Source organism: Salinarchaeum sp. IM2453 (assembly GCF_019693215.1).
GTDB lineage: Archaea > Halobacteriota > Halobacteria > Halobacteriales > Salinarchaeaceae > IM2453.
Window position 1 is genome coordinate 1,692,607 of the sequence record NZ_CP081183.1, and the last position, 24,508, is coordinate 1,717,114.

13 protein-coding genes, 2 tRNA genes and 3 CRISPR repeat arrays are annotated in these 24,508 nt (G+C 47.1%); of the genes, 4 read left to right on the forward strand and 11 right to left on the reverse strand.

The genetic code is table 11. The annotated features are described in order from the left end of the window. Positions 1–117: 117 nt before the first annotated feature. On the reverse strand, positions 118–3,519 hold the full coding sequence (locus tag K0C01_RS08175; RefSeq protein WP_221169223.1) for a hypothetical protein: 3,402 nt from the start codon (positions 3,517–3,519) through the stop codon (positions 118–120). Between the two features lie 461 nt (positions 3,520–3,980). On the opposite strand from K0C01_RS08175, the gene K0C01_RS08180 reads away from it, so the two are divergent. Next, positions 3,981–4,217 (forward strand): winged helix-turn-helix domain-containing protein, encoded by a 237-nt coding sequence (locus tag K0C01_RS08180; RefSeq protein WP_221169224.1) that lies wholly within the window; start codon positions 3,981–3,983, stop codon positions 4,215–4,217. 87 nt (positions 4,218–4,304) lie between these two features. Here the strand turns inward: K0C01_RS08180 and K0C01_RS08185 are convergent, their stop codons facing one another. After that, on the reverse strand, positions 4,305–4,991 hold the full coding sequence (locus K0C01_RS08185) for a hypothetical protein (protein ID WP_221169225.1): 687 nt from the start codon (positions 4,989–4,991) through the stop codon (positions 4,305–4,307). 223 nt (positions 4,992–5,214) lie between these two features. Between K0C01_RS08185 and K0C01_RS08190 the strand changes: the two genes are divergently transcribed. Both K0C01_RS08190 and K0C01_RS08195 read left to right on the forward strand, forming a co-directional pair. Then, the gene (locus tag K0C01_RS08190) at positions 5,215–5,826 is read left to right on the forward strand and encodes a class I SAM-dependent methyltransferase (protein ID WP_221169226.1); all 612 of its coding nucleotides are present in this window, start codon (positions 5,215–5,217) and stop codon (positions 5,824–5,826) included. 232 nt (positions 5,827–6,058) lie between these two features. Beyond that, positions 6,059–6,490, forward strand: coding sequence for an EamA family transporter (locus K0C01_RS08195; protein ID WP_221169227.1), 432 nt, complete (start codon positions 6,059–6,061; stop codon positions 6,488–6,490). Positions 6,491–6,585: 95 nt separating this feature from the next. Then, positions 6,586–10,437: a CRISPR direct-repeat array (repeat unit 37 nt; unit sequence GTTTCAATTCCTTCTCGGATTTTCTACCTACTGTAAC). A 24-nt stretch (positions 10,438–10,461) separates the two neighbouring features. Beyond that, a CRISPR array of direct repeats spans positions 10,462–15,130; the repeat unit is 37 nt; unit sequence GTTGCAACAAGTAGAAAATCCAGTAAGGAATTGAAAC. 998 nt (positions 15,131–16,128) lie between these two features. Here K0C01_RS08195 and K0C01_RS08200 read toward each other — a convergent pair. The 9 genes from K0C01_RS08200 to K0C01_RS08240 all read right to left on the reverse strand — a co-directional run bounded on the left by K0C01_RS08200 (position 16,129) and on the right by K0C01_RS08240 (position 23,285). After that, complete coding sequence (locus K0C01_RS08200; protein ID WP_221169228.1) at positions 16,129–16,341, reverse strand: hypothetical protein; 213 nt, start codon at positions 16,339–16,341, stop codon at positions 16,129–16,131. Positions 16,342–16,896: 555 nt separating this feature from the next. Beyond that, positions 16,897–17,196: a CRISPR direct-repeat array (repeat unit 30 nt; unit sequence GTTTCAGATGGACCCTTGTGGGGTTGAAGT). A gap of 209 nt (positions 17,197–17,405) precedes the next feature. Next, entirely contained in the window at positions 17,406–17,885 is a 480-nt protein-coding gene (locus K0C01_RS08205) for a type IV pilin domain-containing protein (RefSeq protein WP_221169229.1), read from the reverse strand. Between the two features lie 809 nt (positions 17,886–18,694). Beyond that, positions 18,695–18,768: transfer RNA gene (locus K0C01_RS08210), tRNA-Thr, on the reverse strand. A gap of 160 nt (positions 18,769–18,928) precedes the next feature. Beyond that, complete coding sequence (locus tag K0C01_RS08215; protein ID WP_221169230.1) at positions 18,929–19,507, reverse strand: CBS domain-containing protein; 579 nt, start codon at positions 19,505–19,507, stop codon at positions 18,929–18,931. A 127-nt stretch (positions 19,508–19,634) separates the two neighbouring features. Next, positions 19,635–20,063, reverse strand: a complete 429-nt coding sequence (locus K0C01_RS08220; RefSeq protein ID WP_221169231.1) for a universal stress protein — start codon at positions 20,061–20,063, stop codon at positions 19,635–19,637. A 38-nt stretch (positions 20,064–20,101) separates the two neighbouring features. After that, complete coding sequence (locus tag K0C01_RS08225; RefSeq protein WP_221169232.1) at positions 20,102–21,280, reverse strand: inorganic phosphate transporter; 1,179 nt, start codon at positions 21,278–21,280, stop codon at positions 20,102–20,104. Positions 21,281–21,625: 345 nt separating this feature from the next. After that, the gene (locus K0C01_RS08230; protein ID WP_221169233.1) at positions 21,626–21,946 is read right to left on the reverse strand and encodes a DUF5785 family protein; all 321 of its coding nucleotides are present in this window, start codon (positions 21,944–21,946) and stop codon (positions 21,626–21,628) included. A 96-nt stretch (positions 21,947–22,042) separates the two neighbouring features. Continuing rightward, positions 22,043–22,126: transfer RNA gene (locus K0C01_RS08235), tRNA-Ser, on the reverse strand. 115 nt (positions 22,127–22,241) lie between these two features. Beyond that, positions 22,242–23,285, reverse strand: coding sequence for an Mrp/NBP35 family ATP-binding protein (locus K0C01_RS08240; protein WP_221169234.1), 1,044 nt, complete (start codon positions 23,283–23,285; stop codon positions 22,242–22,244). A gap of 187 nt (positions 23,286–23,472) precedes the next feature. On the opposite strand from K0C01_RS08240, the gene moaA reads away from it, so the two are divergent. Next, a complete protein-coding gene (moaA, locus tag K0C01_RS08245; protein ID WP_221169235.1) occupies positions 23,473–24,453 on the forward strand; it encodes a GTP 3',8-cyclase MoaA in 981 nt (326 codons plus the stop codon). Positions 24,454–24,508: the final 55 nt, after the last annotated feature.

The following is a 24,508-nucleotide window of genomic DNA, read 5'->3' on the forward strand; positions in this document are numbered from 1 at the left end:
CGTACACGTGAGCCTACGAACCTGCTGGGAGATACGTTGCTCAACCCGATTTTCGGATGATGCATCTCCCATCCTACTGACGTCTGCTGTGTATACTACTTGTCTATGGACAATTCCCTACCCGTCAGGTGGTGGATCCCCGCCTACTACTCCACGGATTGTGCGTGATTGTGCAGTATCTTCTGTGCTTGAGTACTGCCTCTTGGATTTGATTTCTGCACTCACGAAATTCCACGTATGTATGCTATTACGGAAGATTTCGTCAACTTCCTCACTGGTGAGCGATGCAACATTGATCGGCTCAAGCTCTACATCTCCATGCTCATTGATTCGATGGAGCCCATCATCCTGCCACGTGTATCCTCTCCCAACCACTTCAACCGTAAGGTATCCTGTACTCTTCAGCTTCTGTAGTATATTCAATACCTGACGATTTCCAACGTCGACAGCAGGATGGTCAGCAATTTCTGCTGTCCTGAACGTTTCTGCTCTCCCTGCGACTTCAATCACTTGCTGCATCCCATCACTCCATGTTTGTATGACCCGAGCTTCACCTGCTACCGGGACCCAGTCCGGAAGGGTATCCGTTAGGATATATACTACAGCTCCGTTTCCATCTCGTCCAAATCGCATGGCTGCCTGTAGCGTCTCATGCTCTCGCATATGCGTGAGGATGTCATTTCCAACACCAGTATACGCTAAGTGCGATCCCTTGGCTGGAGCATCCCGGTTGTCTGGATTCATGTCGGCATGTGATATATCGGTATCCTCAGCCGCAGCAACATCTGCCCAACTCTTTCGCGTCACTGCTTCGCCAAGATATGCTCCCCATCGCTTGATATATTGATCTCCATAGTGGTTGCTTCCGATCACCACTCCAAGTCGCTTTTCTTTGAATGCATTACTACCAAGCACGTCTCCGTACCACTGTACACGGTCTGCTGGACCGTCGGTCACGACACCCGTTTCAAGATCAGCGGAGAGGATTCCACGATCAACATACTCCCGAAGCGCTGTCTTCGTCGTCACAACCCCCGGCTTTTTGCCATACTCCTCAGCAATCTCCTCAAGTAGTGCTCCGTCATTTGCCGTATGAACGTACTCTCGTGAATTATATGATTTTACGTGCTCGCTTGCTCGAACAACATTGAGATTTAGCGTATTCTGAACATACTCGATCCGCTCGTCGGATGTGAGAACACTTCGATGGTCAAGCCGCGTACCGACAGCTGCTGTCCACATCTCTTTTGTTGGCGTCCCATCGAGGCAAACAATCCCGTTCGCATAGTCCATCGAAGGCGGCCGGAGGGTATGGATCTGCTCGGTTGCCTGACTATACACGGACCTTCCAATATCGGGGATGTCAGCGACCTCAAGCCCGTTGCCAAGATCGTTGCCAGCCAGCAGGCTGAAGACAACAAGTGGTGCGTCAGCATGTGCTTGCGGGCTTTCAAAAACATGTGATTCGTCAGGTGTAACGCCATGTTCTTCAAACCAGAGAATCGCATCAGATCGCCGCTGTTCATCATCCCGGTTTGCAATGAGGTCTGTCCAGCTATCGAATGGCACACCGTCTGTGATGTCTAACCAGTGAGAGACTGGCCCCTGAACCTGCGGGAGTTCACTCTCGTACGCACTCGGGAACTCATCGATCACAACCGTTCGTCCGGCAGTGACGGTCTGCTGATACGCATGGCTGTAGTGGCCGATTAGTACGTCATACTCGTCAGGGTCAAACTTCCATTTGCTTGTGTATGCGCAATTACATCCATCGTGTCGTTGACAGGGAAGTGGCTCTCCGAGATGATGTTCTGCTTTGGCATGAATCTCTTTTGGTGTTACTCCTCGTCGATACAGATCTCGGACACGCTCGGCCCATGCCTCTCCATGCTCTCCGTTTGCAGTATCACAATCATACTTGAAACTCGGCAATTGGTAGTACTCGAGTCCATGCTCTTGACACCAGTCTTTGATCTGGTCGTATTGCTCCTTGTGCCCTCGACGCGTGAGAAACGTAATTGGCTGGCCGGTTCGCTTGGCAGCAAGAATCGCGCCGTACGATTTGCCCATTGACATGAGGGCCTCAATCAACACTTGTTCGCCGGATTCGTATGCCTCGACGATCGCTTCAACAGTTCGCTCTCTGGCTTCGTCGATCGTGAGTGATCCACGATTGGAAGTCTGTGTCCAATCCCAGCCGGTCGTTGCTCTCGATAAATCCCGAACAGCAGGCGGTAACACCGCGGTATGCTGGGGCTTGTTTTGATCCCCACCACTGTACTCAGGAATTGCCACACCAGCTTCACGGGCAGTTTCTACTGTCTCCCACCAGTCTGCCCCAACAAGCCGATCCCACGGATTTGATATGATTCCTTGTTCTGCTGCAAAGAGTGCAAGCAGTCCAAATTCTTCGTCATGTTTGTGGTCATAAAAAACGCCCTTCCCGTTGTGATGGAGACTTTCTCCACTCTCACTTGGCCGGTATGCTGGATCGTACGTTTCCCACCCTGTCGCGTCGACGCCGGTCTGTTGTGACTGAAGCGGGATACCCTGTGGATCAAGTCGAGCAATTGCCGCGAATATGGCTCTGATATCATCTACCGTCTCGGTTGGATCCGTTGTGGACGGTTGGTAGTTACTCAAATCCACGTGAGATTGGTTTGTATCATGACTGACGGATTCTGTGTGTTTTCGTGCATCGTATTCATCAAGAACCGCTTCGATTGCTCCCGTGTCCCACTTGCTAACATCATCTGCTGTTCCGCTGATTTTCTCTCCAGAGGCGACACAGACATGCTTATTTGAATAAATCTCAACCGTTGGTGCAGTGTCGTTTTCTCCCCACGGCTCTGTGTCGATCGTAAAGACGGCCTGCCCTTGATCCTCCGGTAGGTCTCCGATATACTGGGCATGAATTCCTCGTCCCGATGTTGAGATATCAGCATAAGTCATCCCCAGCTGATCGAGGATGTCAAGAAACGCTGGATGAACCTTCCCGGTCTCTGGACAGCGAACGTTATCGCCATCAACGAATGCAAAGGGATCATCTGCCTGCTGAATGAATGTCCGACCGCTAAGACGAGGATCCACTTCCGCCATGCTGATGTCATCTCCATCCAGATAATTTGCTGCTAATCCCCACTTGTATCGAGCATCCTCATCGGCATCGGCATCCGGGTGGTCCTTATCGCCCCATGGAGCAAACGGTAACTTTTCGTCTTTGCGTTGTCCCATCCACTGTTCTCGTTCGAGTAATGTTGGTGGATACGTATCTTCCTGCGTCGCTGAGAAGGTTAGTTCATGCCACGAGTCAACTGTGTGATCGGTCTGGTCTGTGCAATGATCCCCGTTGGTGTTGCCAGTTCCGCTATTAGTGGATTTTGTGGGACGGTCTGACTCTGGTTGAGCATTTGTCGTCTCCAGACGCGCAAGATGTTTCTCACAGAGTGCTACGTTTATCTCGTATTCGACAGCTTCCCGCTCACACAATGCGCACTGGTTGGCTGCCGAAGGCGTCATCCTTGACCCTCCGTCTGCGTCGCATGGACGTGATCGGTTCTTAACCAACTGCTCGCTTTCGTCAGCAGGAATTGGTAATCATCGTTGACATCGGTAACTCGTGGATGTCGACCTACAGCGATAGACCAGCAAGCAAAATAGAGTACTCGATAGTCAAGCGATGCAACTGTCGTGTCGGGACTTTTTTGTCCCGAGACATCGTGTCTTAACATGGTGGTCCTGCTCTATTAGATCACCAGTCCGGACCTGCTGCGCCACCAGCAAGGTTCCGGAATTTTACTGACTCACTCGAATGTGAGCCTTGCGTAGGTGATCATACGTATTCATTTTACACTCTGGCGTATAAATTTAATCATAGTACTATTATCTGGGATGAATTGAATATGACCTGTCCCTGAGAGTAATAATACTCTGTGCTGTAGTCTGTACCAAGCGTGTCAATTAGACAGCGACCCAGTTGGATGACAAGAAGTGCATATCATATTTTGGAAGCGCTAGCAGAAGTCGACACTTTGGAGGTTCAATCACCTTCTGTGATAGCGTATAATCTTGATTACCGACAGGCAACTGTTTCGCGTAAACTAAAAGAGCTTAGCGAACATGGCCTTGTCGAGAAAATTGAAGATGGACGATACCGGATCACCGATACTGGAAAGGACTTTATGCAGGGCAACATCAGTCCGGAAACACTCGAATAAGATTTCTTGGCTCTGTTGAAATCCAAAAGACCTGATAGGGTCGGCGTGTTGAATATAAAATTGAGTTCAGCGCTTTAATCTCCAGTTTTACTCAGATTCTTGTATCTCGCTGATGTTGACCATCGCGTATCCAGACTCGTCGTACATATTGGTGACTGATTTCTCTTGAGCCTCTAATATCTCATCGATTCTTTGAATGGGTGTTGGAGCATCCTTAGGGGGCAGATCCATGATGAACCCTCCGAACATGAATAGCGCTCGTTCGAAGTCACGGGCCTCTCCGTCCGGACAGGTCTCACTAAATTTGCGACAGAATGCTCCGTATTGAGATACACTCTGACTTGCTTGTCTGTACAACTGTTCTCCATCTCCTCGAATTCTCCAGAGGTAAACATATGCATTCCAGACTCGTCGATCGTAGATTGGAAACCTCACAGAGTACCGATCTGCATCACTTGCCATCAGATGCAAAAGGAATGCGGACGTGACGAGGCTTTTTGAGTCAACAACTCCTTCATCTCTCAAATTATCAGATAGCGATTCAATTGCTTCTTCGGGGTCTTGATCGATATAGGCTCCTTGATCAAGGTCTTTGAGTACTGAAGAAACTTTCTCAAACTTGATAGTTCGGTTTAGGCCCTTCCAGTCCCAGAGACGTTCCGCTCTATCAACTAAACGGGATTGTTCCATTGCTTCGTCGTACTCCTCGGCGTAGTCCGTATAGACAGAGTACAAGGAGGCCCAATAACTGATATTCAGTGGTGGATCCGACATATACGAAACACTGTCTAGACAAGGTTAAATAGGTATAGGTGTTCGGTTGCTCTACTAATTCAGTCACGTGCAAGATATGCGCCCTATATCCAGCCCGTCTCCAAGAATATATCACTAACTGAGGATTTCAGCAGAGCCGATTATTTATAACCGACTTTTTCTCTCGTTACATCATATTATCCTAATCCACGCTGTATAAATGCCCAAGTCACGATGTATCGGTATGGAGTCCGACGAGGTCCGACAACACTGGGCTACCCGTGAGGGAAAGTATTCCCCGGAATATTACGCTGATATTGGCCCGAATGAGGTGAGCCGGACACTCGCAGATATTTTGGACCACTATGTCGACCAGAATGCGGCGATCCTCGAGATCGGCTGTGGATCAGGTCGCCACCTCGAACACCTTCGCCGACAAGGGTTTCGTAACCTTGCTGGAATCGATATCAACGAGGAGGCCTTTGACGTTATGGCCCAGTACTATCCAAACCTCTTTGATTCAGGAGAGTTTGAGTCCGGAGCTGTCGAGCAATTGTTGCCAACGATTGAAGACGATGCGTTTGATGTGGTCTATTCTGTTGAAACGCTTCAGCATATCCCACCAGAAGAAACTGACTGCTTTGAAGAACTCCCCCGGATTACCCGTGATTTGCTGATTACAGCAGAGAACGAAGGCAATGGTCCCAACCGTGGTCGGACTGACTACACCTTTGTCCAAGATGAGTTCCCGCTGTTTTACCGCGACTGGAAAGGTATTTTTAGCGACCTTGGAATGGCACAACTGCTTCGTGAGCCGACAAACCGAGATACCATCCGTGTTTTCCGGACCCTGTAGCACGATCTGTTAACCGCAGAAGCAACATCTGGCGACCTTTTTCGATGTGGTACCCTCTGTAGTCAACTAGTGGTTGCCACAGCACTGCTACGCTGCATTTTACCTATGACATGTACTCCATGAGACTACTGTAGAAAGGGCGTACATCACTGAAGGTATGTAGGTTCTTTCCGATCGCAATCGGTGACTCCCAAGTCAACACTCACTTGTTCACCTCTCGTCATTTGTCTGTATGGATTCTGCTTACCTCTTTTATGCGCTTCTTGCGATGGGAGCATACGCACTTGTTCCACCACTCATGCGCATTGCTACGACTGGATCAAATGCGATCCCAAGTGACGTTGCTGTTGTCATTTCAAATGGCCTGCTCATCGTGATGGCACTTGGCGTGGTGTGGTATACAAATCAGCAATTTTCCGAACATCTAATGTCGCCAAATATGGTATATGTACTCGCAGCAGGCTTCTTCTTGGGTGTTGGAATTCTTGCCTTGTATCATTCGCTGGCACTTGGACCTGTCAGTGTTGTCACTCCTATCTTCGCAATGTTCCTTGTGTTTTCCTCAGTTATTGGGTTTTTCGTACTTGGAGAGGATTTCACTGCACGGAAGGGACTTGGTATTCTTTTTGCTGTTCTTGCTATTTATCTCGTGTCTGGTGTTTGACTCATTTGAAGAGCAGCCCGACCGACCGAATTGCTACAGGTTATCTAAATATTATAGCTACTGGCCCTCGGATTGATTACACCTTTGACCAAGAGGTTTCAATTCCTTCTCGGATTTTCTACCTACTGTAACAACCTGTACGTCATCCAGGACATCTAATCGGGGTGTGTTTCAATTCCTTCTCGGATTTTCTACCTACTGTAACACCCTTTCGCTCAGAGCTGTCAACAGAATCCGTTTTGTTTCAATTCCTTCTCGGATTTTCTACCTACTGTAACCCTAAGCGAACTCGAACCCGGCACCGAACTCGAACTGTTTCAATTCCTTCTCGGATTTTCTACCTACTGTAACCGCCGCCCTGCTCTATCAGGTCGAGCGTGTCGAGAAGTTTCAATTCCTTCTCGGATTTTCTACCTACTGTAACCGCATGAACGGCGGAATTTTGTTTCCGATTCCTGATAGTTTCAATTCCTTCTCGGATTTTCTACCTACTGTAACAGTTGTGTTGCCGTCGTCGACCTCAGTCCAATAAACGTTTCAATTCCTTCTCGGATTTTCTACCTACTGTAACTTCAGATTCAATCGGGGCAATATTCGAGATGTAGAGTTTCAATTCCTTCTCGGATTTTCTACCTACTGTAACCTTGTGATACGGCTTTCGCAGTCGTAATCGGTGCGCCGTTTCAATTCCTTCTCGGATTTTCTACCTACTGTAACCTTGTGATACGGCTTTCGCAGTCGTAATCGGTGCGCCGTTTCAATTCCTTCTCGGATTTTCTACCTACTGTAACCTTGTGATACGGCTTTCGCAGTCGTAATCGGTGCGCCGTTTCAATTCCTTCTCGGATTTTCTACCTACTGTAACCCGACTCCGTTTCTGGTATGCTCGCATGGGTCAGAGAGTTTCAATTCCTTCTCGGATTTTCTACCTACTGTAACCTGACAGTTCGACGCTGCCAGCATATCCTATTTCAGCAGTTTCAATTCCTTCTCGGATTTTCTACCTACTGTAACGGCCGCAGACCTGACAACCACGGTCTTCTCCGCTCAAGTTTCAATTCCTTCTCGGATTTTCTACCTACTGTAACCCCTCCGTCGCGACAATGACGGCGACGATCCATGCCGGGTTTCAATTCCTTCTCGGATTTTCTACCTACTGTAACCATTACCCGAACCTCACAGTTCCCACAGCTCCGGCAAGTTTCAATTCCTTCTCGGATTTTCTACCTACTGTAACGACCTGACAACCACGGCTTTCGCCGTTCATCGCCCGGTTTCAATTCCTTCTCGGATTTTCTACCTACTGTAACCCGCCGTCGGGATTTTGCTCAGTACCGTTCATCGATTAACGTTTCAATTCCTTCTCGGATTTTCTACCTACTGTAACATTGTCCGTTTGGTCTGTTCTATCAGTCATTATTATGTTTCAATTCCTTCTCGGATTTTCTACCTACTGTAACTGCCGGTTGTGCCGACTTACTGATCTCGATGTGTTTCAATTCCTTCTCGGATTTTCTACCTACTGTAACGTCTTTATCGTGATTGTCTTGTCGGTCGTTCTTGCGGTTTCAATTCCTTCTCGGATTTTCTACCTACTGTAACGTCAATGGTTGTTTCGTCGCTATCGTCTTTTGAATAGTTTCAATTCCTTCTCGGATTTTCTACCTACTGTAACTTGTTGATACATCTCGTTGTTTAGGTAGTCCAAATCGTTTCAATTCCTTCTCGGATTTTCTACCTACTGTAACAACAGTGACGTGAAGAGATATGGTGTGAGATCGTGGAGTTTCAATTCCTTCTCGGATTTTCTACCTACTGTAACCGGTCGGTGATGGATCATGCCACGTTCAATTGACTGTTTCAATTCCTTCTCGGATTTTCTACCTACTGTAACGCCAGCTCGTCGGCCCCGAGGAGTGGAGCATTCGAGTTTCAATTCCTTCTCGGATTTTCTACCTACTGTAACATCGGTAGGTCTGCTTCCGACAATTTATCCAGAATAAGTTTCAATTCCTTCTCGGATTTTCTACCTACTGTAACGTTTAGATCAAAATCAACAGGCGACCACAGAGACAGTGTTTCAATTCCTTCTCGGATTTTCTACCTACTGTAACAGCCGTTCGTGGCCTCAACAGCTCCGATGGTATCGTTTCAATTCCTTCTCGGATTTTCTACCTACTGTAACCTTGTAAGACAAGTTCCAGAATGGCAAACAACTGTTAACGTTTCAATTCCTTCTCGGATTTTCTACCTACTGTAACACCATGCGAGGAAACGGCCGCTGACCTACGTCGGCCGTTTCAATTCCTTCTCGGATTTTCTACCTACTGTAACGATCGCTCTTGAGGATGCCAACGAAGATAGACATCCTCGTTTCAATTCCTTCTCGGATTTTCTACCTACTGTAACCGTGTGTCTCGATAGTATCCTGGTCGATCTCAATGAGTTTCAATTCCTTCTCGGATTTTCTACCTACTGTAACGTATTCTCCAGCCTCATCAACTGAAAATGTTATCTGTTTCAATTCCTTCTCGGATTTTCTACCTACTGTAACCCGGCCGGTTTTTGCCGCGTATGCAGCATCTTGCTTGTTTCAATTCCTTCTCGGATTTTCTACCTACTGTAACTTGTCGTCGGGCGGTCTGGTGAATCTATTGTTAACTGTTTCAATTCCTTCTCGGATTTTCTACCTACTGTAACATGTATCAAGCCGCAGAAGGCGCTGACGAGCGGCTCAGTTTCAATTCCTTCTCGGATTTTCTACCTACTGTAACACCATGCAACACGAAGGAAATCACAAACGGCGTGAAGTTTCAATTCCTTCTCGGATTTTCTACCTACTGTAACGAGGAACTATGACATATGCATATAAACCGGACGGAGTTTCAATTCCTTCTCGGATTTTCTACCTACTGTAACTTCAACATGACAAGTTTCTACCAGAAACAGGGAGTTTCAATTCCTTCTCGGATTTTCTACCTACTGTAACTTCAACATGACAAGTTTCTACCAGAAACAGGGAGTTTCAATTCCTTCTCGGATTTTCTACCTACTGTAACGTCAACCCCACCAGTAGCATGGCACAAACCGCAATCCCGTTTCAATTCCTTCTCGGATTTTCTACCTACTGTAACCCCATATCTTCGCGGTCCCCGACGGGTTTCACGGTGTGTTTCAATTCCTTCTCGGATTTTCTACCTACTGTAACGTCATACACGCTGATCCCGGCAACGCTCCCCTCCTCGAGTTTCAATTCCTTCTCGGATTTTCTACCTACTGTAACCCCATATCTTCGCGGTCCCCGACGGGTTTCACGGTGTGTTTCAATTCCTTCTCGGATTTTCTACCTACTGTAACGTCATACACGCTGATCCCGGCAACGCTCCCCTCCTCGAGTTTCAATTCCTTCTCGGATTTTCTACCTACTGTAACATCTGCTATCTGTGCGGTCGTGTCCTTCATACAAGATGTTTCAATTCCTTCTCGGATTTTCTACCTACTGTAACGTGTAGTGTCCGTCTATTGCAACCGGACTGAACAATCGTTTCAATTCCTTCTCGGATTTTCTACCTACTGTAACAGTGCCAATGTGGGGGTTCTGGTGGTTTTTCTAATTGTTTCAATTCCTTCTCGGATTTTCTACCTACTGTAACGGGCTCACGCCTAACGGGTTCTGGTGGCTCACGTTGTTTCAATTCCTTCTCGGATTTTCTACCTACTGTAACAATAATCAACGCGACGATGACAATCCCGGCAACAGGTTTCAATTCCTTCTCGGATTTTCTACCTACTGTAACCGTCTTGATATTTGGGGGGTACTTTCAGACTCATGCTTTGTTTCAATTCCTTCTCGGATTTTCTACCTACTGTAACATTCGACGAGTGTCTGGAGTTCCTCAACACTCAGCCAGTTTCAATTCCTTCTCGGATTTTCTACCTACTGTAACAGTGGACTTGGGACGATGATAACGGTTGCAACAAGTAGAAAATCCAGTAAGGAATTGAAACTCTCAGTCGGGGACCTGTCGCCAGTGAATGCGCGCTGTTGCAACAAGTAGAAAATCCAGTAAGGAATTGAAACTGGTCGGGGTGTTCGTCGGCGAAGTCCTCCAGCCCCAGTTGCAACAAGTAGAAAATCCAGTAAGGAATTGAAACCTGGCTGTTCTCGACGAGGGTTTCCATCTGCTGGATGGTTGCAACAAGTAGAAAATCCAGTAAGGAATTGAAACCGCACTGAAGGCGTGTATCTCTGTTGGGACCATTTTGTTGCAACAAGTAGAAAATCCAGTAAGGAATTGAAACTCTGATGAGATCGAGTTCGTCGGCAAAAAGACACTCCGTTGCAACAAGTAGAAAATCCAGTAAGGAATTGAAACATCCACAAGATGGGCTGTCAGTTGCAAGTAGCCCGAGAGTTGCAACAAGTAGAAAATCCAGTAAGGAATTGAAACGTGGAGGACGCGGCCTCATTGAGCTCGCCATGGACATGTTGCAACAAGTAGAAAATCCAGTAAGGAATTGAAACGTGGCTGATAAAGTTATACACGCCAGCCAGCGCAATCGTTGCAACAAGTAGAAAATCCAGTAAGGAATTGAAACCTGTTGAGTTCAACGCGACATCAAACACGATGTGGTTGCAACAAGTAGAAAATCCAGTAAGGAATTGAAACAAAATTGAGTTACGAGATACACTGGCGTCAGACCCGTTGCAACAAGTAGAAAATCCAGTAAGGAATTGAAACTGGTCTGTTAGTTCACATGTTTTTGCTACAACTTTCGTTGCAACAAGTAGAAAATCCAGTAAGGAATTGAAACATATTGACCGACTTCCCAATACTTCCCGGACACTCAGTTGCAACAAGTAGAAAATCCAGTAAGGAATTGAAACGGATGACGACACGGAGGACCCAACAACGATCCCGACTGTTGCAACAAGTAGAAAATCCAGTAAGGAATTGAAACGGGGTATGCCCCCGAACAATCCCGCGCTGACGTTGAGAGTTGCAACAAGTAGAAAATCCAGTAAGGAATTGAAACGGTCCCGCCCTTCGCCGCCACCTCCATACCGAAGTGTTGCAACAAGTAGAAAATCCAGTAAGGAATTGAAACCGGTTTGACGTGCGGGAATACGACTCAGATGGAAATGTTGCAACAAGTAGAAAATCCAGTAAGGAATTGAAACAAATTCGGTCGTTGAGGAGAAGGACCCCGAGAAAGAGTTGCAACAAGTAGAAAATCCAGTAAGGAATTGAAACATGACCGTGAGTAAAGTATCGCTGGGCCTCTGGTTTTGTTGCAACAAGTAGAAAATCCAGTAAGGAATTGAAACAACCCCCGTAGGACGGTCCGACGCAAGCCATATCTCGTTGCAACAAGTAGAAAATCCAGTAAGGAATTGAAACTATCGGCCGTGTAGCCGTGTATGCATGGTACGAGACCGTTGCAACAAGTAGAAAATCCAGTAAGGAATTGAAACAACGTTGTCGACTCGGACGAAACCCGGTCGTCTGTGATGTTGCAACAAGTAGAAAATCCAGTAAGGAATTGAAACGTGGCTCGATAACACTATCTGGAAGTGGTGGACCGTTGCAACAAGTAGAAAATCCAGTAAGGAATTGAAACACGATACAGTAAACGCGGAACGGAAGTTTGACGATCCGTTGCAACAAGTAGAAAATCCAGTAAGGAATTGAAACGCTCACGTTCACCCGCGCCGGGCGCGACGGCGTGAAGTTGCAACAAGTAGAAAATCCAGTAAGGAATTGAAACGACTTCGCGTATCACGCGGGCGTCACGCCCGATGTCGTTGCAACAAGTAGAAAATCCAGTAAGGAATTGAAACGCGAGCATGTGGATTCGGATGTGACCGTGACCGAGTGGGTTGCAACAAGTAGAAAATCCAGTAAGGAATTGAAACACATCGAATGACCAAATCAGACGTAGGGACAATGGTGGTTGCAACAAGTAGAAAATCCAGTAAGGAATTGAAACTATTGACAGAGAAAGAAGCAGAGCGATTGATTAACTGTTGCAACAAGTAGAAAATCCAGTAAGGAATTGAAACTGGGGTAATTCACTTCATCAGCCCGGAGGCCACACCTTGTTGCAACAAGTAGAAAATCCAGTAAGGAATTGAAACAACTGGTAAAGTCAAGCGGGAAGGTAACACCAATATTTGAGTTGCAACAAGTAGAAAATCCAGTAAGGAATTGAAACACAAAGGCCCATACTTCACCGCCACGCTATCAGACGGTTGCAACAAGTAGAAAATCCAGTAAGGAATTGAAACGATGACGGACTAACGCCTGAATCAGAACAGCAACAACGTTGCAACAAGTAGAAAATCCAGTAAGGAATTGAAACGATTGTTGGTGGGGATTTGATAGCGATTCAGGAGTGGAGTTGCAACAAGTAGAAAATCCAGTAAGGAATTGAAACTATGCCGCGATTGTTGGTTGGAGCGGGTTTGTGTACTTGTTGCAACAAGTAGAAAATCCAGTAAGGAATTGAAACATGATTAATTATGCTTGGATTATGGGATGCATTCAGGTTGCAACAAGTAGAAAATCCAGTAAGGAATTGAAACCAGTGGACTACGCCGACTCCGTTTCTGGCATGCTGTTGCAACAAGTAGAAAATCCAGTAAGGAATTGAAACCGGTCGACACGGAAGAGGTTGAGCTGGACGCTGGTGAGTTGCAACAAGTAGAAAATCCAGTAAGGAATTGAAACCCCCTCCCTTTCTTACCGCTTATCTGACAGAAACTGTTGCAACAAGTAGAAAATCCAGTAAGGAATTGAAACAATCCTATGGCAGTTGCTGAGGCAATGCGAACAGAAGAGTTGCAACAAGTAGAAAATCCAGTAAGGAATTGAAACTTGTCGGTTTCCCCGGAATGGAAGCCCATTGGGGGTAGTTGCAACAAGTAGAAAATCCAGTAAGGAATTGAAACCGATTTTCGCAAACAAATGATCCATGATAAGCGAACGGTTGCAACAAGTAGAAAATCCAGTAAGGAATTGAAACAAGGAACACAATACATCCTGAGGGTAGAGTTACTCAAGTTGCAACAAGTAGAAAATCCAGTAAGGAATTGAAACCCCCTTTCTTTCTCCCCGCTTATCTGGCAGAAACTGTTGCAACAAGTAGAAAATCCAGTAAGGAATTGAAACATTGACTTCTATGCAGGGGAGAGGGAAGGTGTTGATGGGTTGCAACAAGTAGAAAATCCAGTAAGGAATTGAAACATTAACAAATTTCAATAAACCTACCTGAAAAAGTGTGGTTGCAACAAGTAGAAAATCCAGTAAGGAATTGAAACTTTTTCATCATGGCGATGCGCGACTAACCAACTAATGTTGCAACAAGTAGAAAATCCAGTAAGGAATTGAAACTTCAGCGATTGTCGTCCGACCTTTGAGCTGTTCACAAGTTGCAACAAGTAGAAAATCCAGTAAGGAATTGAAACTGAAAGTCGGCATATGCACATTGTCACAAAACAGTTGCAACAAGTAGAAAATCCAGTAAGGAATTGAAACATTTCATCCTCGTTATCTTCACCCTCAACGTACACAGTTGCAACAAGTAGAAAATCCAGTAAGGAATTGAAACTGGACGACGTTAATGACTACATCGTCGGAGAGTACCGTTGCAACAAGTAGAAAATCCAGTAAGGAATTGAAACCCGGGGCATCGAGAGACAATCACGCTGGCGTTCTGTCGTTGCAACAAGTAGAAAATCCAGTAAGGAATTGAAACAAACAACGACGATCGGGCTTGATATCCCTGCCGTGTTGCAACAAGTAGAAAATCCAGTAAGGAATTGAAACTTATGCTGGCGCACGCCAAGCCGAGGAAGATGATGCGTTGCAACAAGTAGAAAATCCAGTAAGGAATTGAAACAGCAGTGATCGCAATCACGTAATCGTTTGGCGGTCCGTTGCAACAAGTAGAAAATCCAGTAAGGAATTGAAACCGTGTCACTCCACCACTTTGGCGGTTGTCCGACGAGGTTGCAACAAGTAGAAAATCCAGTAAGGAATTGAAACTGATCCGGCACAAACTGCACTTCGAGTTTCGGATGTGAGTTGCAACAAGTAGAAAATCCAGTAAGGAATTGAAACTGGCTGTCCGCAATGACATATCGCATTCCGCGAGGATGTTGCAACAAGTAGAAAATCCAGTAAGGAATTGAAACGGCCACCAGAGTCTTTTCTGAGGCTCACAGACGACCGTTGCAACAAGTAGAAAATCCAGTAAGGAATTGAAACAGACTGTCGAAACCCCTCGCTCCTGTCGGCGTTGGTTATGTTGCAACAAGTAGAAAATCCAGTAAGGAATTGAAACGAACGGAGTCGAGATTCTTGAACCAGATGATCCGCAGTTGCAACAAGTAGAAAATCCAGTAAGGAATTGAAACAACGCAGATCTGTTTGACTTTGTTGACTCGTGGCTACTGTTGCAACAAGTAGAAAATCCAGTAAGGAATTGAAACTCCATAGCCGTTATCGTGAGGTTCCCATATCCGTAGTTGCAACAAGTAGAAAATCCAGTAAGGAATTGAAACTGACCGTTTCCGACACAGTGAAGCGCCAGATTAGAAAGTTGCAACAAGTAGAAAATCCAGTAAGGAATTGAAACTACCTACCTGACCGAATTGTCGGGGTCCACATCCCGGTATTTGTGATTGAGTATGACCTGACGTAACCAGTCTCGGTAGACAGTAGCAATAAGTTACAAAGGTTAGATTGTTTATCAAAATATCGAATATAACGAGCAAACTCAACAAACCAACTGTCTTTGTCTGCTTTGATTTTCAGGCATGATCTTGCTGTCTGTTGCACCAGTTGTCTCCGTATAGGTAGCAAAGGAAATCAGCGCTCTCAAAGAAAATAAGAAATTAGTTGTCGATATCAGGTTTGCTGAATAACCTGAGAAGACTGAGTCAGCAATAATCCTTGTTTCTGAAGACAAGACAGATCAGTAATCGAATGAGCCAGTGGTAGACACAGACCGGCAATCGGACAGCATCGTTACCCGAAGTGCTTCGGATGCGTCCACAGACGGCCGAGTTGACAATCCGACTATCCAAAGACATCACAATCGATCCTGACAGCGAATCGGCAACACTAACCAAGGAAAGTACACTGGAAATCCGGTTGCCAAAGCGATGATGGAACTGTCTCAATTGGAGTCTGTTGCTAATTAAGTTACAAAATTAATAACAATACAGAGGCAGATTCGGATATGGAGACAACCAAACGTCAGTTGTCGTCTGCGGTGTCCGTTCTATCCGCGAATTCTCTGAATTTATTAGTAATTTACATTATCATTTACTAATTTTATTATTTTAGAAATAAATATTAATAAGATAGGCTTGGAGAGTCTAGGCTACAGGTGCTGACGGGGACACGGAACACTGATCAACAATAACAAAATCAAGAAAGAATGAGCTGTTCGTCGTTTTCGCCGACTGTGAATTCGATCGTATTCGTGGCGTATGCCGTACTGACCTCGACCTGTCTTTTACCGTTCTCACCGTCAACCTCGAAGCTCAACGTGCTGGTGTCACTGTCACTCTCTGCAAGTTTAAAGTCCTGAATGGCGCGCTCACCACCAAGGAACGTTACATCGAAGGTCTACTCAGCGTCAGCGAAGCCGACGTTCTCAAGGTCGGTCGTGACCTCAACGTTGTCATTAGCGGTGGTATTCGTTGTGCTCTGTTCTTCATCAATCTCGGCATCGATGATCGGGTCAAGTTTGACATCGACCGTGCTTCCTTCCTGAACATCAGTTTCAGCGACGATGACATTCGCCGCTTCGCGCTCTTCGCCATCCTTGTCAGTTTGCATTTGTTAATAGAAACGGGGCGGTAGCAATTGCAGCAGGGTACAATCGTCGTGAATTCTGCGGTTGTTTAAAATCTATTTTCCAGCTTCTCATCGGATAGACCCTGTGTATTGATTTTTGTGCACAGGCATTTATTGTACGGCTCTTTCCCATAGCTAAGGAGACTATCTCCTACATGGTAGTACTGTTTCTTGGCTTGTTGCCATAGCGCAGATTTACATCTCAAATCATCGTTAATCTGCTCTATCGTGGCGGATCAAAAACAAATCGTTGACTAAATCGTACTGGACTGGCTTGCTGTAATTGAAGCGCTCACTCGGCAACTGATAGGAGAATGAAACGAATCCACCCACTCATGGCAGTCGATTGAGGGGATTGCAGTCGAACAGAGACTGCAACCAAGTGAATGTCTGCTACAATTGTCGACCCACCTGCCAATTAGCGGGGATGTAAGTTGATTCATCGACTCCTGAGGGTTTGGAGATCTATTGGGGGTCGACAAAAAGACTTTATTCCAACCGGGAGATAGAATGGCTATAGCCCGTGATTTGGGCATGGTTTCAGATGGACCCTTGTGGGGTTGAAGTCTGTCTGTGTGGCTCCGAGAATAAACACTCCTCCAGCGTGTTTCAGATGGACCCTTGTGGGGTTGAAGTGAGAAAACACCAGATGCCTTCGGAGATCGATGCGAGTTTCAGATGGACCCTTGTGGGGTTGAAGTGCAACGAGACCGATCTCATTGATAGACATATCATAGTTTCAGAAGGACCCTTGTGGGGTTGAAGTCGGCTTCGTAGCGTATTCATCTCTCGGGGTGTGTTGTTCTTGTTTCAGACGAATCCTTGTGGGGTTGAGGTTCTAGTTCTGCTACATCCATACCCTGTCCCATGATGCATCTCTTTTAGCTGTGTGGTCTACCATGTACTCTTTTGTCGATGACGACAATCGACTACGTATGTTTCTTTCCATTATTGATATCTGTAAGAAAATCACGAATGAACGGCTCTCAGGAGCTAACTACGCTGAAAGCAAAAAAGAATTAGTGTATTATTCGGTTATCTCGTCGTTAGTTAACCGTGTGTGTTGCCAGAACGGATGAGGAATCATCTCCCACCCAGACAACACGGACACGTTCACCGGCCTCAATATCTTCAATATCTTCTTCTTCTTCTAGTTCTTGACTAACCTCAATCGCATCACCAGCACTGTATTCATCATCTAGCCCTTCGACCCGATCAACATCTGAATCTGGGAACGCGAGATCTAAATTATTCCCGTCGATTGTTCGATCAGTTGTTTCTAGAGTGAAGGTAACCTCTTCTAGCGGAGTATTATCAGCAGCATCTACAGCAGCTGGCTCTTGATTTGAATCCCACGCGGTGTTTGGTGGGCTTTCAGTATCTGTACCAAATCCAAGCACGAACGCTCCAATCACGGCAGCAAGAATAATAGTAATTGCAACCATCAAAATAACGCCAATAACAGGCGACACAGCCCGTGAGCGCTCAGATGTTGAATCTTCAGAATCGTTTGTATTTCGTATCATTGTATATTAATCGTGTAATCTAGTTACACTATCCAAAGTCATCTTGTGGACACAATGCCGCAACAACAACCCAGCGGTCGCCAGTTGTGTCCACAAACAACAACTCACAGTAGTACTACAAGTGGAGTCTACATATATCTCTCGGCCTGTAACGACGATCGTGAGTCAAAGATGCCCTCTACAGAGAAAGCAGGCAGAGTGCCTCGGGGCTTGACCCCGGAGCAGTTCACGATACCTTTGCCTGTGCATATTTCCCGCCAAACGGGTTAGATCCAGTTGAAATCTGTGAGGAATACGAGCAGTTTGTCACCTATCGGGCGGCCAGTCCTAACACTGGGCGCTACAAAACAGCGAACTTGTGATTCCGAAAGACGGAGATCGATCGTGGATTGATGGCAGAAAGCCGGATGTAGTCCGCGGACCCGAGATCACCGAACACCATGGATGATTTCGCATAACTGGCAGCACACATTGTTTGTACACGAGTCTTATTTTTCACGGGGGGTCTTCAGGTGCGATTGATTGATGTTCTGCACTACGATTGATTTGTCTGTCAAGTATGAGCTTTTTCAGAGATCTGTATCGTTTTTGACGATTTATGTATTGTACCTGCCTCTTGTACCATCCCGCATGGCCCACGAATAAGCAGCCAGTTGACCTCTTCACTAGCAAAAACGCGAGTGTATTGCTCGGTGAGCTGTGCCCTGCAGCGTTGAGACTTCAAGGTCATTGGACATCACTTTCTGATCAGGAAGTATGAAGACCAAATCAAAGGTATACAAACGCTGAATGAAAATCTTAAGCCGGGAAGCCAGGGGTGGGATTTGAACCCACGTACTCCCGATTACAAGTCGGGTGCTTGGACCACCCAAGCTCCCCTGGCGCGCATAGTACATTTGTGGGTGGTCCTTTCTATTGCTTTCGACTTCGACTCGTCATTGTTGATCAATAACGAACTTTACTCTACCATCAGATTACCCCAGCTAGCATACGCTCCTCATACCTGCTCACGTCCGATTTGTCTTTGTACTCACATCGTGGGATCAAACAGTCCGGCAGTTTGGACATAGCATCTGGCCATCGACTTCAACAAGCTCTCCGGTCATTGTGCCGCAGGCTTCACAGACGCCCTGGTTCGACATTGGCTGTTCTTCCGGCTGTGCCGATGGCTGTTGCATTTCCTGTGTGCCGGTCGTCTGATTTGCAGTTGGTGCATCTGCATTTGTTGCATTTGATACCGAAATCTGTGATGCAGCAGCGGTCAGTGCATCTGACTCAGTAATTACACCAACCACATCTTGTCCGGGATTTGTGACCGGGATTAGCTCAATATCTTGTGCAGATAGCTCTCCAAGGACTGTCGATAACTGCTCGTCTGCAGCAACCGGATCAGGGGCAGATTGCATAATCTCTCCGACACTCATCTCTTCATCACCTGCTTTCATTGCAGCAAGGATATCTGTACTCGCGACTGCTCCGACCGGTGAGTCTCCTCGCAATACAAGCGCACTACATCGATCTTCTGCAATCATCAACTCGGCTACCTCTAACACAGTATCACCTTCCGTTACGCCGAGAAATTCCCGTGACATCACGTCTCGGAGAGTCGCTTCTTCTTGCATGTTATTGACTACCACTTGATGCCCCTAAAAGCTATGGCCTCCTACCGCTCGCCAGTTGCAATCACACTATCAAAATATGTCCCAGCAGCAGATGCTACGCTAAATCATAGTCGCTGACGAGTTGCGATCAGCGAACGATTACCACCGGAATCGGGGCACGTTTCGAGACAGTCCCGGCCACATTCCCGACAAGAAATCGGTGCATCGCGCGACTCCGATCTGCGCCATGCGCACCGAGCACAATCGTGTCGTAGTTCTCAGCACGGTCAATGATATTTCGGGCGGGGTGGCCGATGCCGACCATTGTGTTGATCTCTCGATCGCGATCCGTTGCTATCTCGCGGGCTCGTTCGAAGACAGGATCGGCTCGCTCGGCAGCGGCTTCCTCAAGATTGTCGGCGAGGGCAAGCCCCATCGCTTCACCCATCATCGGCGATGGAACGCCAACGACGTGTAAGACGGAAACGTCGGCGTCTGGAAAGTTGTCAAGCGCGTATTCGAGCGCCTGCCCAGCGTGTTCGGAATCATCCATCGGAACGAGAATTTGTGAGGCCATATTCCAAACGAGGTCATCTACCTACCTAAGTCCCTTCCTTAGGCGACCCCCGGGACGAGCAGAAAGAATCCGTAGGCCAAAACCGTCGAGATAGATGGACCGATAATCCACATCGAGATATATTTGATAATCGCTCGGGGATTGAAAAGATCCCCCGCATTAAGCACTTCTTCAGGTTCTGCCTCACCAATTGGTGCAGATAGCTTCCCTTCCATCTCCTCAGCAGTGATCGCACCGGGCATGATCTCCTTGTCTTCTACATCCCGCGTAACGGCCTCACGTACAGTGACCGGACGGGTTGCGCGGCCCCACCCAATTCCGACGATCGTCATGACGGTCGCCATCACGAGACTGATCGGAATGCCAAGCCACGAGAGGAATGTTGTAATCGTCGACGCGGTAACCATCACGAAGAGGGCTGCAAGCAGTGGAATATCACTCAATTCGCCGCCGACTGATTCCATCGTCCGACGGGCGATGGTGAATCCGCCGAGCCCAATCGCAAGCGTGGCGATGATGATTGCGGTATTGTCGGCGAGTCCGCCGGCGCCCCCGACCAGTGGGGCTGCAGCGTTCGGAACGTTACTCGCCCCGGCACTGAACGCCATATAACACCCGATAATGAGCACGACGGCCGTGCTAACAAGTTCTGACCGTGTCGTGTTCGGCCCCAACGTAGGCTTTGGAAAACCTTCGCCCTGATCAAGCGTCAACAGCGGACCGTCTGACTTTTTGATCTGCACTCGACGGTTGACCTCGGGGTAGATGTAGCGTCCGATAATGCCGCCGATCCAAAACCCGATAATCGGCGTAACTATCCACCACGAAATGATTTCTGCGACCACCGGGTAGTTGAGCGTGTCAGTCGCTAATCCGAGTCCGGCGATCGCGCCAACAGTTGTCATCGACGTTGGCACGGGAACCCCGAATATATTGGCGGCGAGGATACCTAGTCCGATGAAAAAGAGAATGGCGACGCCAGCCGAGAGTGTGAGCTCGATCGTGATGATCCCTCCGCTCAGTGTGTCCATGACGTTTCGGCCGACAGTCCATCCACCGAGGAAGACGAAAAACGTCATGAGTCCCGCCGCAGTTGTCTTTTTGATGACGCCCGCTCCGACGGGTGGCCCCCATGCGATTCCGGTTGACGAACCACCAATGTTAAACCCGACAAAGATAGACGCGATAATCCCAATTGCTAGAAGGGCTTCAATCATTAGCCGATAATACACGTATTGTTGCCAAATAAGTATCGTAATAGCTGAAGAAGTTATACGAAACGTGACACTCTATTTGACTTTGTATCCGGATTGGAATGTGTACTATTGTTGTCGACTGCCATGCCAAACACGACGTGCGAATGTTGCAAGAAATCGGATCGATCAGTCATAAACATGATTGATCACTATAGGAGCCTTCATGCTCATTCTAAATGAACCAAAACCGGCGGTGTTTGTTTCTCAGATAATATATGAATATGGCTATATGAATCGGTTTGACTGTGATAAACCGGCTGTGAATGTTTCTATGGCATAGTACTCATACAACAGTTTATTTGGCCACTACGCTTCTTCGGCACGATTCGGTGAGTTTTCTGGTGTGTACTCCCAGAAGTCGCTTCGTCGCATTGCATCGCCAACTGCTTCATGAAGATCTGTGATCTCTTCGAATTGCTCTTCTTCGACATACTCAAAAATATCGCCTACGCTCACGACCTCTTGGTGGTTCAGTCGAATTGGATCTTCGCCGTGTGCGTCAAGGAATTCGTCCTTGTTCAACGGAAAATCATCCTGCTCATCTACCTTCTTTGCAATAATGGCCATTCCATATTTTCGTTGTCCTTCGCTACCCTGCTCGCCATCTGGATCATGCGGCCAGCTCATATCTGCACGTTCGCGTAGAGTACAAAAGAACTGTCGAATTACAATGTTCTTTACTGATAGATTGGACTCGTCGACGAATGAAATAATAAGGAAACGCGGTGGGGCTGGGATTTGAACCCAGGAGGCCTCTCGGCCACCTGCTCTCAAGGCAGGCGCAATAGTCCGCTCTGCCACCCCACCGCGTTCTACAGTTCACGTTGGATGGTAAAAAGTCGTTTCGTTTGTGGATTACACCAAGTTGTACAATATAGATCACAACGTCGTGGCACTGCTAATCAAGATTATTCAACAAAGACTACTCTTCGAGTGAGCTCTGTTGCTTTCGTCGCAACACACCAACCGAATCTGCAACTTGTTCTGTTACCTGTCGGAATGCTCGTTGTACATTCTCCTGTTCATCATCAAGAATAACGGGGCCACCTGTGTCTCCGCCTTCTCTGATTGCTGGATCTAATGGAATCTGTCCGAGCATCGGTAGATCGTACTTCTTTGCGAGCGTTTCACCGCCTCCTGTCTCGAAGATATCGTGTTCACTTCCACAGTCAGGGCACACGAAGCCACTCATGTTCTCTACAATGCCCAGCACTGGCGTACCGTGGTTGCTGAACATTTCAAGTCCTTTCTTTGCATCATCAAGTGCGACCTCTTGCGGGGTCGTCACGATTACCGCCCCTGTTACTGGCATTGTCTGGAGGATTGTTAGTTGTGTATCGCCTGTTCCGGGCGGGAGATCAATTACCATGTAATCTAAATTGCCCCACTCGACGTCTTCCAGCAACTGTGTGATGAGGTTATGCACCATTGGTCCTCGCCAGATCACAGGGTCATCCGGACCGGTAAGGAAATCAATACTCATCAGTTCGATACCGTATGCTTTCGGTGGGATGAGTGTCTCATCTGCGGTCACCTCTGGTCGCTGTTCTGCTCCGAGCATCCGCGGCACGTTTGGTCCATACACATCAGCATCAAACAATCCGACTGTGGCACCCAACTGTGCCAGTCCAGCAGCAAGATTCGTTGCAACGGTACTTTTTCCAACGCCACCTTTACCGGATGCAACGGCAATAATATTCTTTACCTGTGGGAGCACATCTGATTCATCTTTATCTCCAACACTTGCAGCCAACTTTAGCTCTCGGTCAACATCCGAAAACACGTCTCGAATCTTATCACCGATCTCAGACTCGGTCGGCGAATATGGTGCCCCAAGTGCAAGTGAAATAAAGATTGTATCTTCGTCAATACTGATTTCATTTACCAGGCCAGCCGAAACTAGATCTGTTCTGAGATCCGGATCAGTCACCTCTCGTAGCCGATCACGTACATCCGCGATGTCCATAGTTCTCAGTTAACGTTGGGTCTGATAAGGCTTCGGCTATAGCGGTCGGATTTTCTGATACTGTTATCGGTGCCGTCCGTAGATATCAGAACTCACTACAGTATTACAGCTCCTGTAACTGAATCTCATTACATACGTCATCAAATGCCCATATTTTTATGTGGCTCCTTTCCATATCACAGTCAGGATGCTGACGGACGATTTTGGGCGTGAAGTGACCGATATTCGGATTTCCCTCACTGATCGATGCAATTTCGATTGTGTTTATTGCCACAATGAAGGGCTTGGAGACACACGTGGACCGATGGATCCAACAGACGACGAGATGTCCACTGATGAAGTCATCCGGATTCTTGATGTCTTATCTGAGTTTGACATTGAAGCGGTGAAGTTCACGGGAGGTGAACCACTGCTTCGACAGGATCTTGAGCAAATTGTTGCTGCAACTCCTGATTCAATGGAACCGTCTGTCACGACAAATGGATCGCTTCTCTCAGACCGTGCACAGGATCTGGCTGATGCAGGCCTCGAACGGGTCAATATTTCTCAGGACGCTATTGATCCAGAGACCTTCGCGGAAGTTACCAAATCTGGTGCGTTTTCCCGTGTCCTTGATGGTGTTGAAGCAGCACTTGCTGCAGATCTCACGCCAATCAAACTGGACATGGTCGTTTTCGATAAAACCGTCGAGCAGATTCCAGACCTGATCGACTACGTAGAACAGTACGATGGAATTCGTTTACAGCTCATTGAGTATATGCCTGAAATTGCAGGCAACCCTGACTGGGCGGTCGATATTGATGATGTTCATCAACAGCTTGCCTCAATAGCGGATACAACAGCAACCCGGGAAATGCACCATCGTCAACAGTATATTATCGGCGATAGCCTTGTTGAAATTGTTGACCCGGTTGAAAGCCCTGAGTTCTGTGCGAACTGCCATCGTGTTCGGATTACACCTGACGGCTCTATGAAGGGCTGTCTAAACCGAAGTGATGACATCCGCTCGCTTGACGACATGACCCGAGACGAGATCAAAGAGACGTTCAAGAAAACTGTCCAGAATCGTGTTCCATACTACGGCGAATACCTCATCGAAACGGAGGATGGAGAGTGGGTACAAAATCCTGAGTACAACAAAGAAGAAATCCCTCCTTCCCAACTGTAACCAGTAATGTGGTTCCCTTCTTTCTCAACGAATTATGATCTGTCTATTCGGCAGT

Coding starts and splice junctions, on each gene's coding strand:
- K0C01_RS08200 (WP_221169228.1), bottom strand. CDS start 16,341: ATGCAAACTGACAAGGATGGCGAAGAGCGCGAAGCGGCGAATGTCATC.
- K0C01_RS08220 (WP_221169231.1), bottom strand. CDS start 20,063: ATGGCCTCACAAATTCTCGTTCCGATGGATGATTCCGAACACGCTGGG.
- K0C01_RS08180 (WP_221169224.1), top strand. CDS start 3,981: ATGACAAGAAGTGCATATCATATTTTGGAAGCGCTAGCAGAAGTCGAC.
- K0C01_RS08230 (WP_221169233.1), bottom strand. CDS start 21,946: ATGAGCTGGCCGCATGATCCAGATGGCGAGCAGGGTAGCGAAGGACAA.
- K0C01_RS08175 (WP_221169223.1), bottom strand. CDS start 3,519: ATGACGCCTTCGGCAGCCAACCAGTGCGCATTGTGTGAGCGGGAAGCT.
- K0C01_RS08225 (WP_221169232.1), bottom strand. CDS start 21,280: ATGATTGAAGCCCTTCTAGCAATTGGGATTATCGCGTCTATCTTTGTC.
- moaA (WP_221169235.1), top strand. CDS start 23,473: ATGCTGACGGACGATTTTGGGCGTGAAGTGACCGATATTCGGATTTCC.
- K0C01_RS08195 (WP_221169227.1), top strand. CDS start 6,059: ATGGATTCTGCTTACCTCTTTTATGCGCTTCTTGCGATGGGAGCATAC.
- K0C01_RS08190 (WP_221169226.1), top strand. CDS start 5,215: ATGGAGTCCGACGAGGTCCGACAACACTGGGCTACCCGTGAGGGAAAG.
- K0C01_RS08185 (WP_221169225.1), bottom strand. CDS start 4,991: ATGTCGGATCCACCACTGAATATCAGTTATTGGGCCTCCTTGTACTCT.
- K0C01_RS08215 (WP_221169230.1), bottom strand. CDS start 19,507: ATGCAAGAAGAAGCGACTCTCCGAGACGTGATGTCACGGGAATTTCTC.
- K0C01_RS08240 (WP_221169234.1), bottom strand. CDS start 23,285: ATGGACATCGCGGATGTACGTGATCGGCTACGAGAGGTGACTGATCCG.
- K0C01_RS08205 (WP_221169229.1), bottom strand. CDS start 17,885: ATGATACGAAATACAAACGATTCTGAAGATTCAACATCTGAGCGCTCA.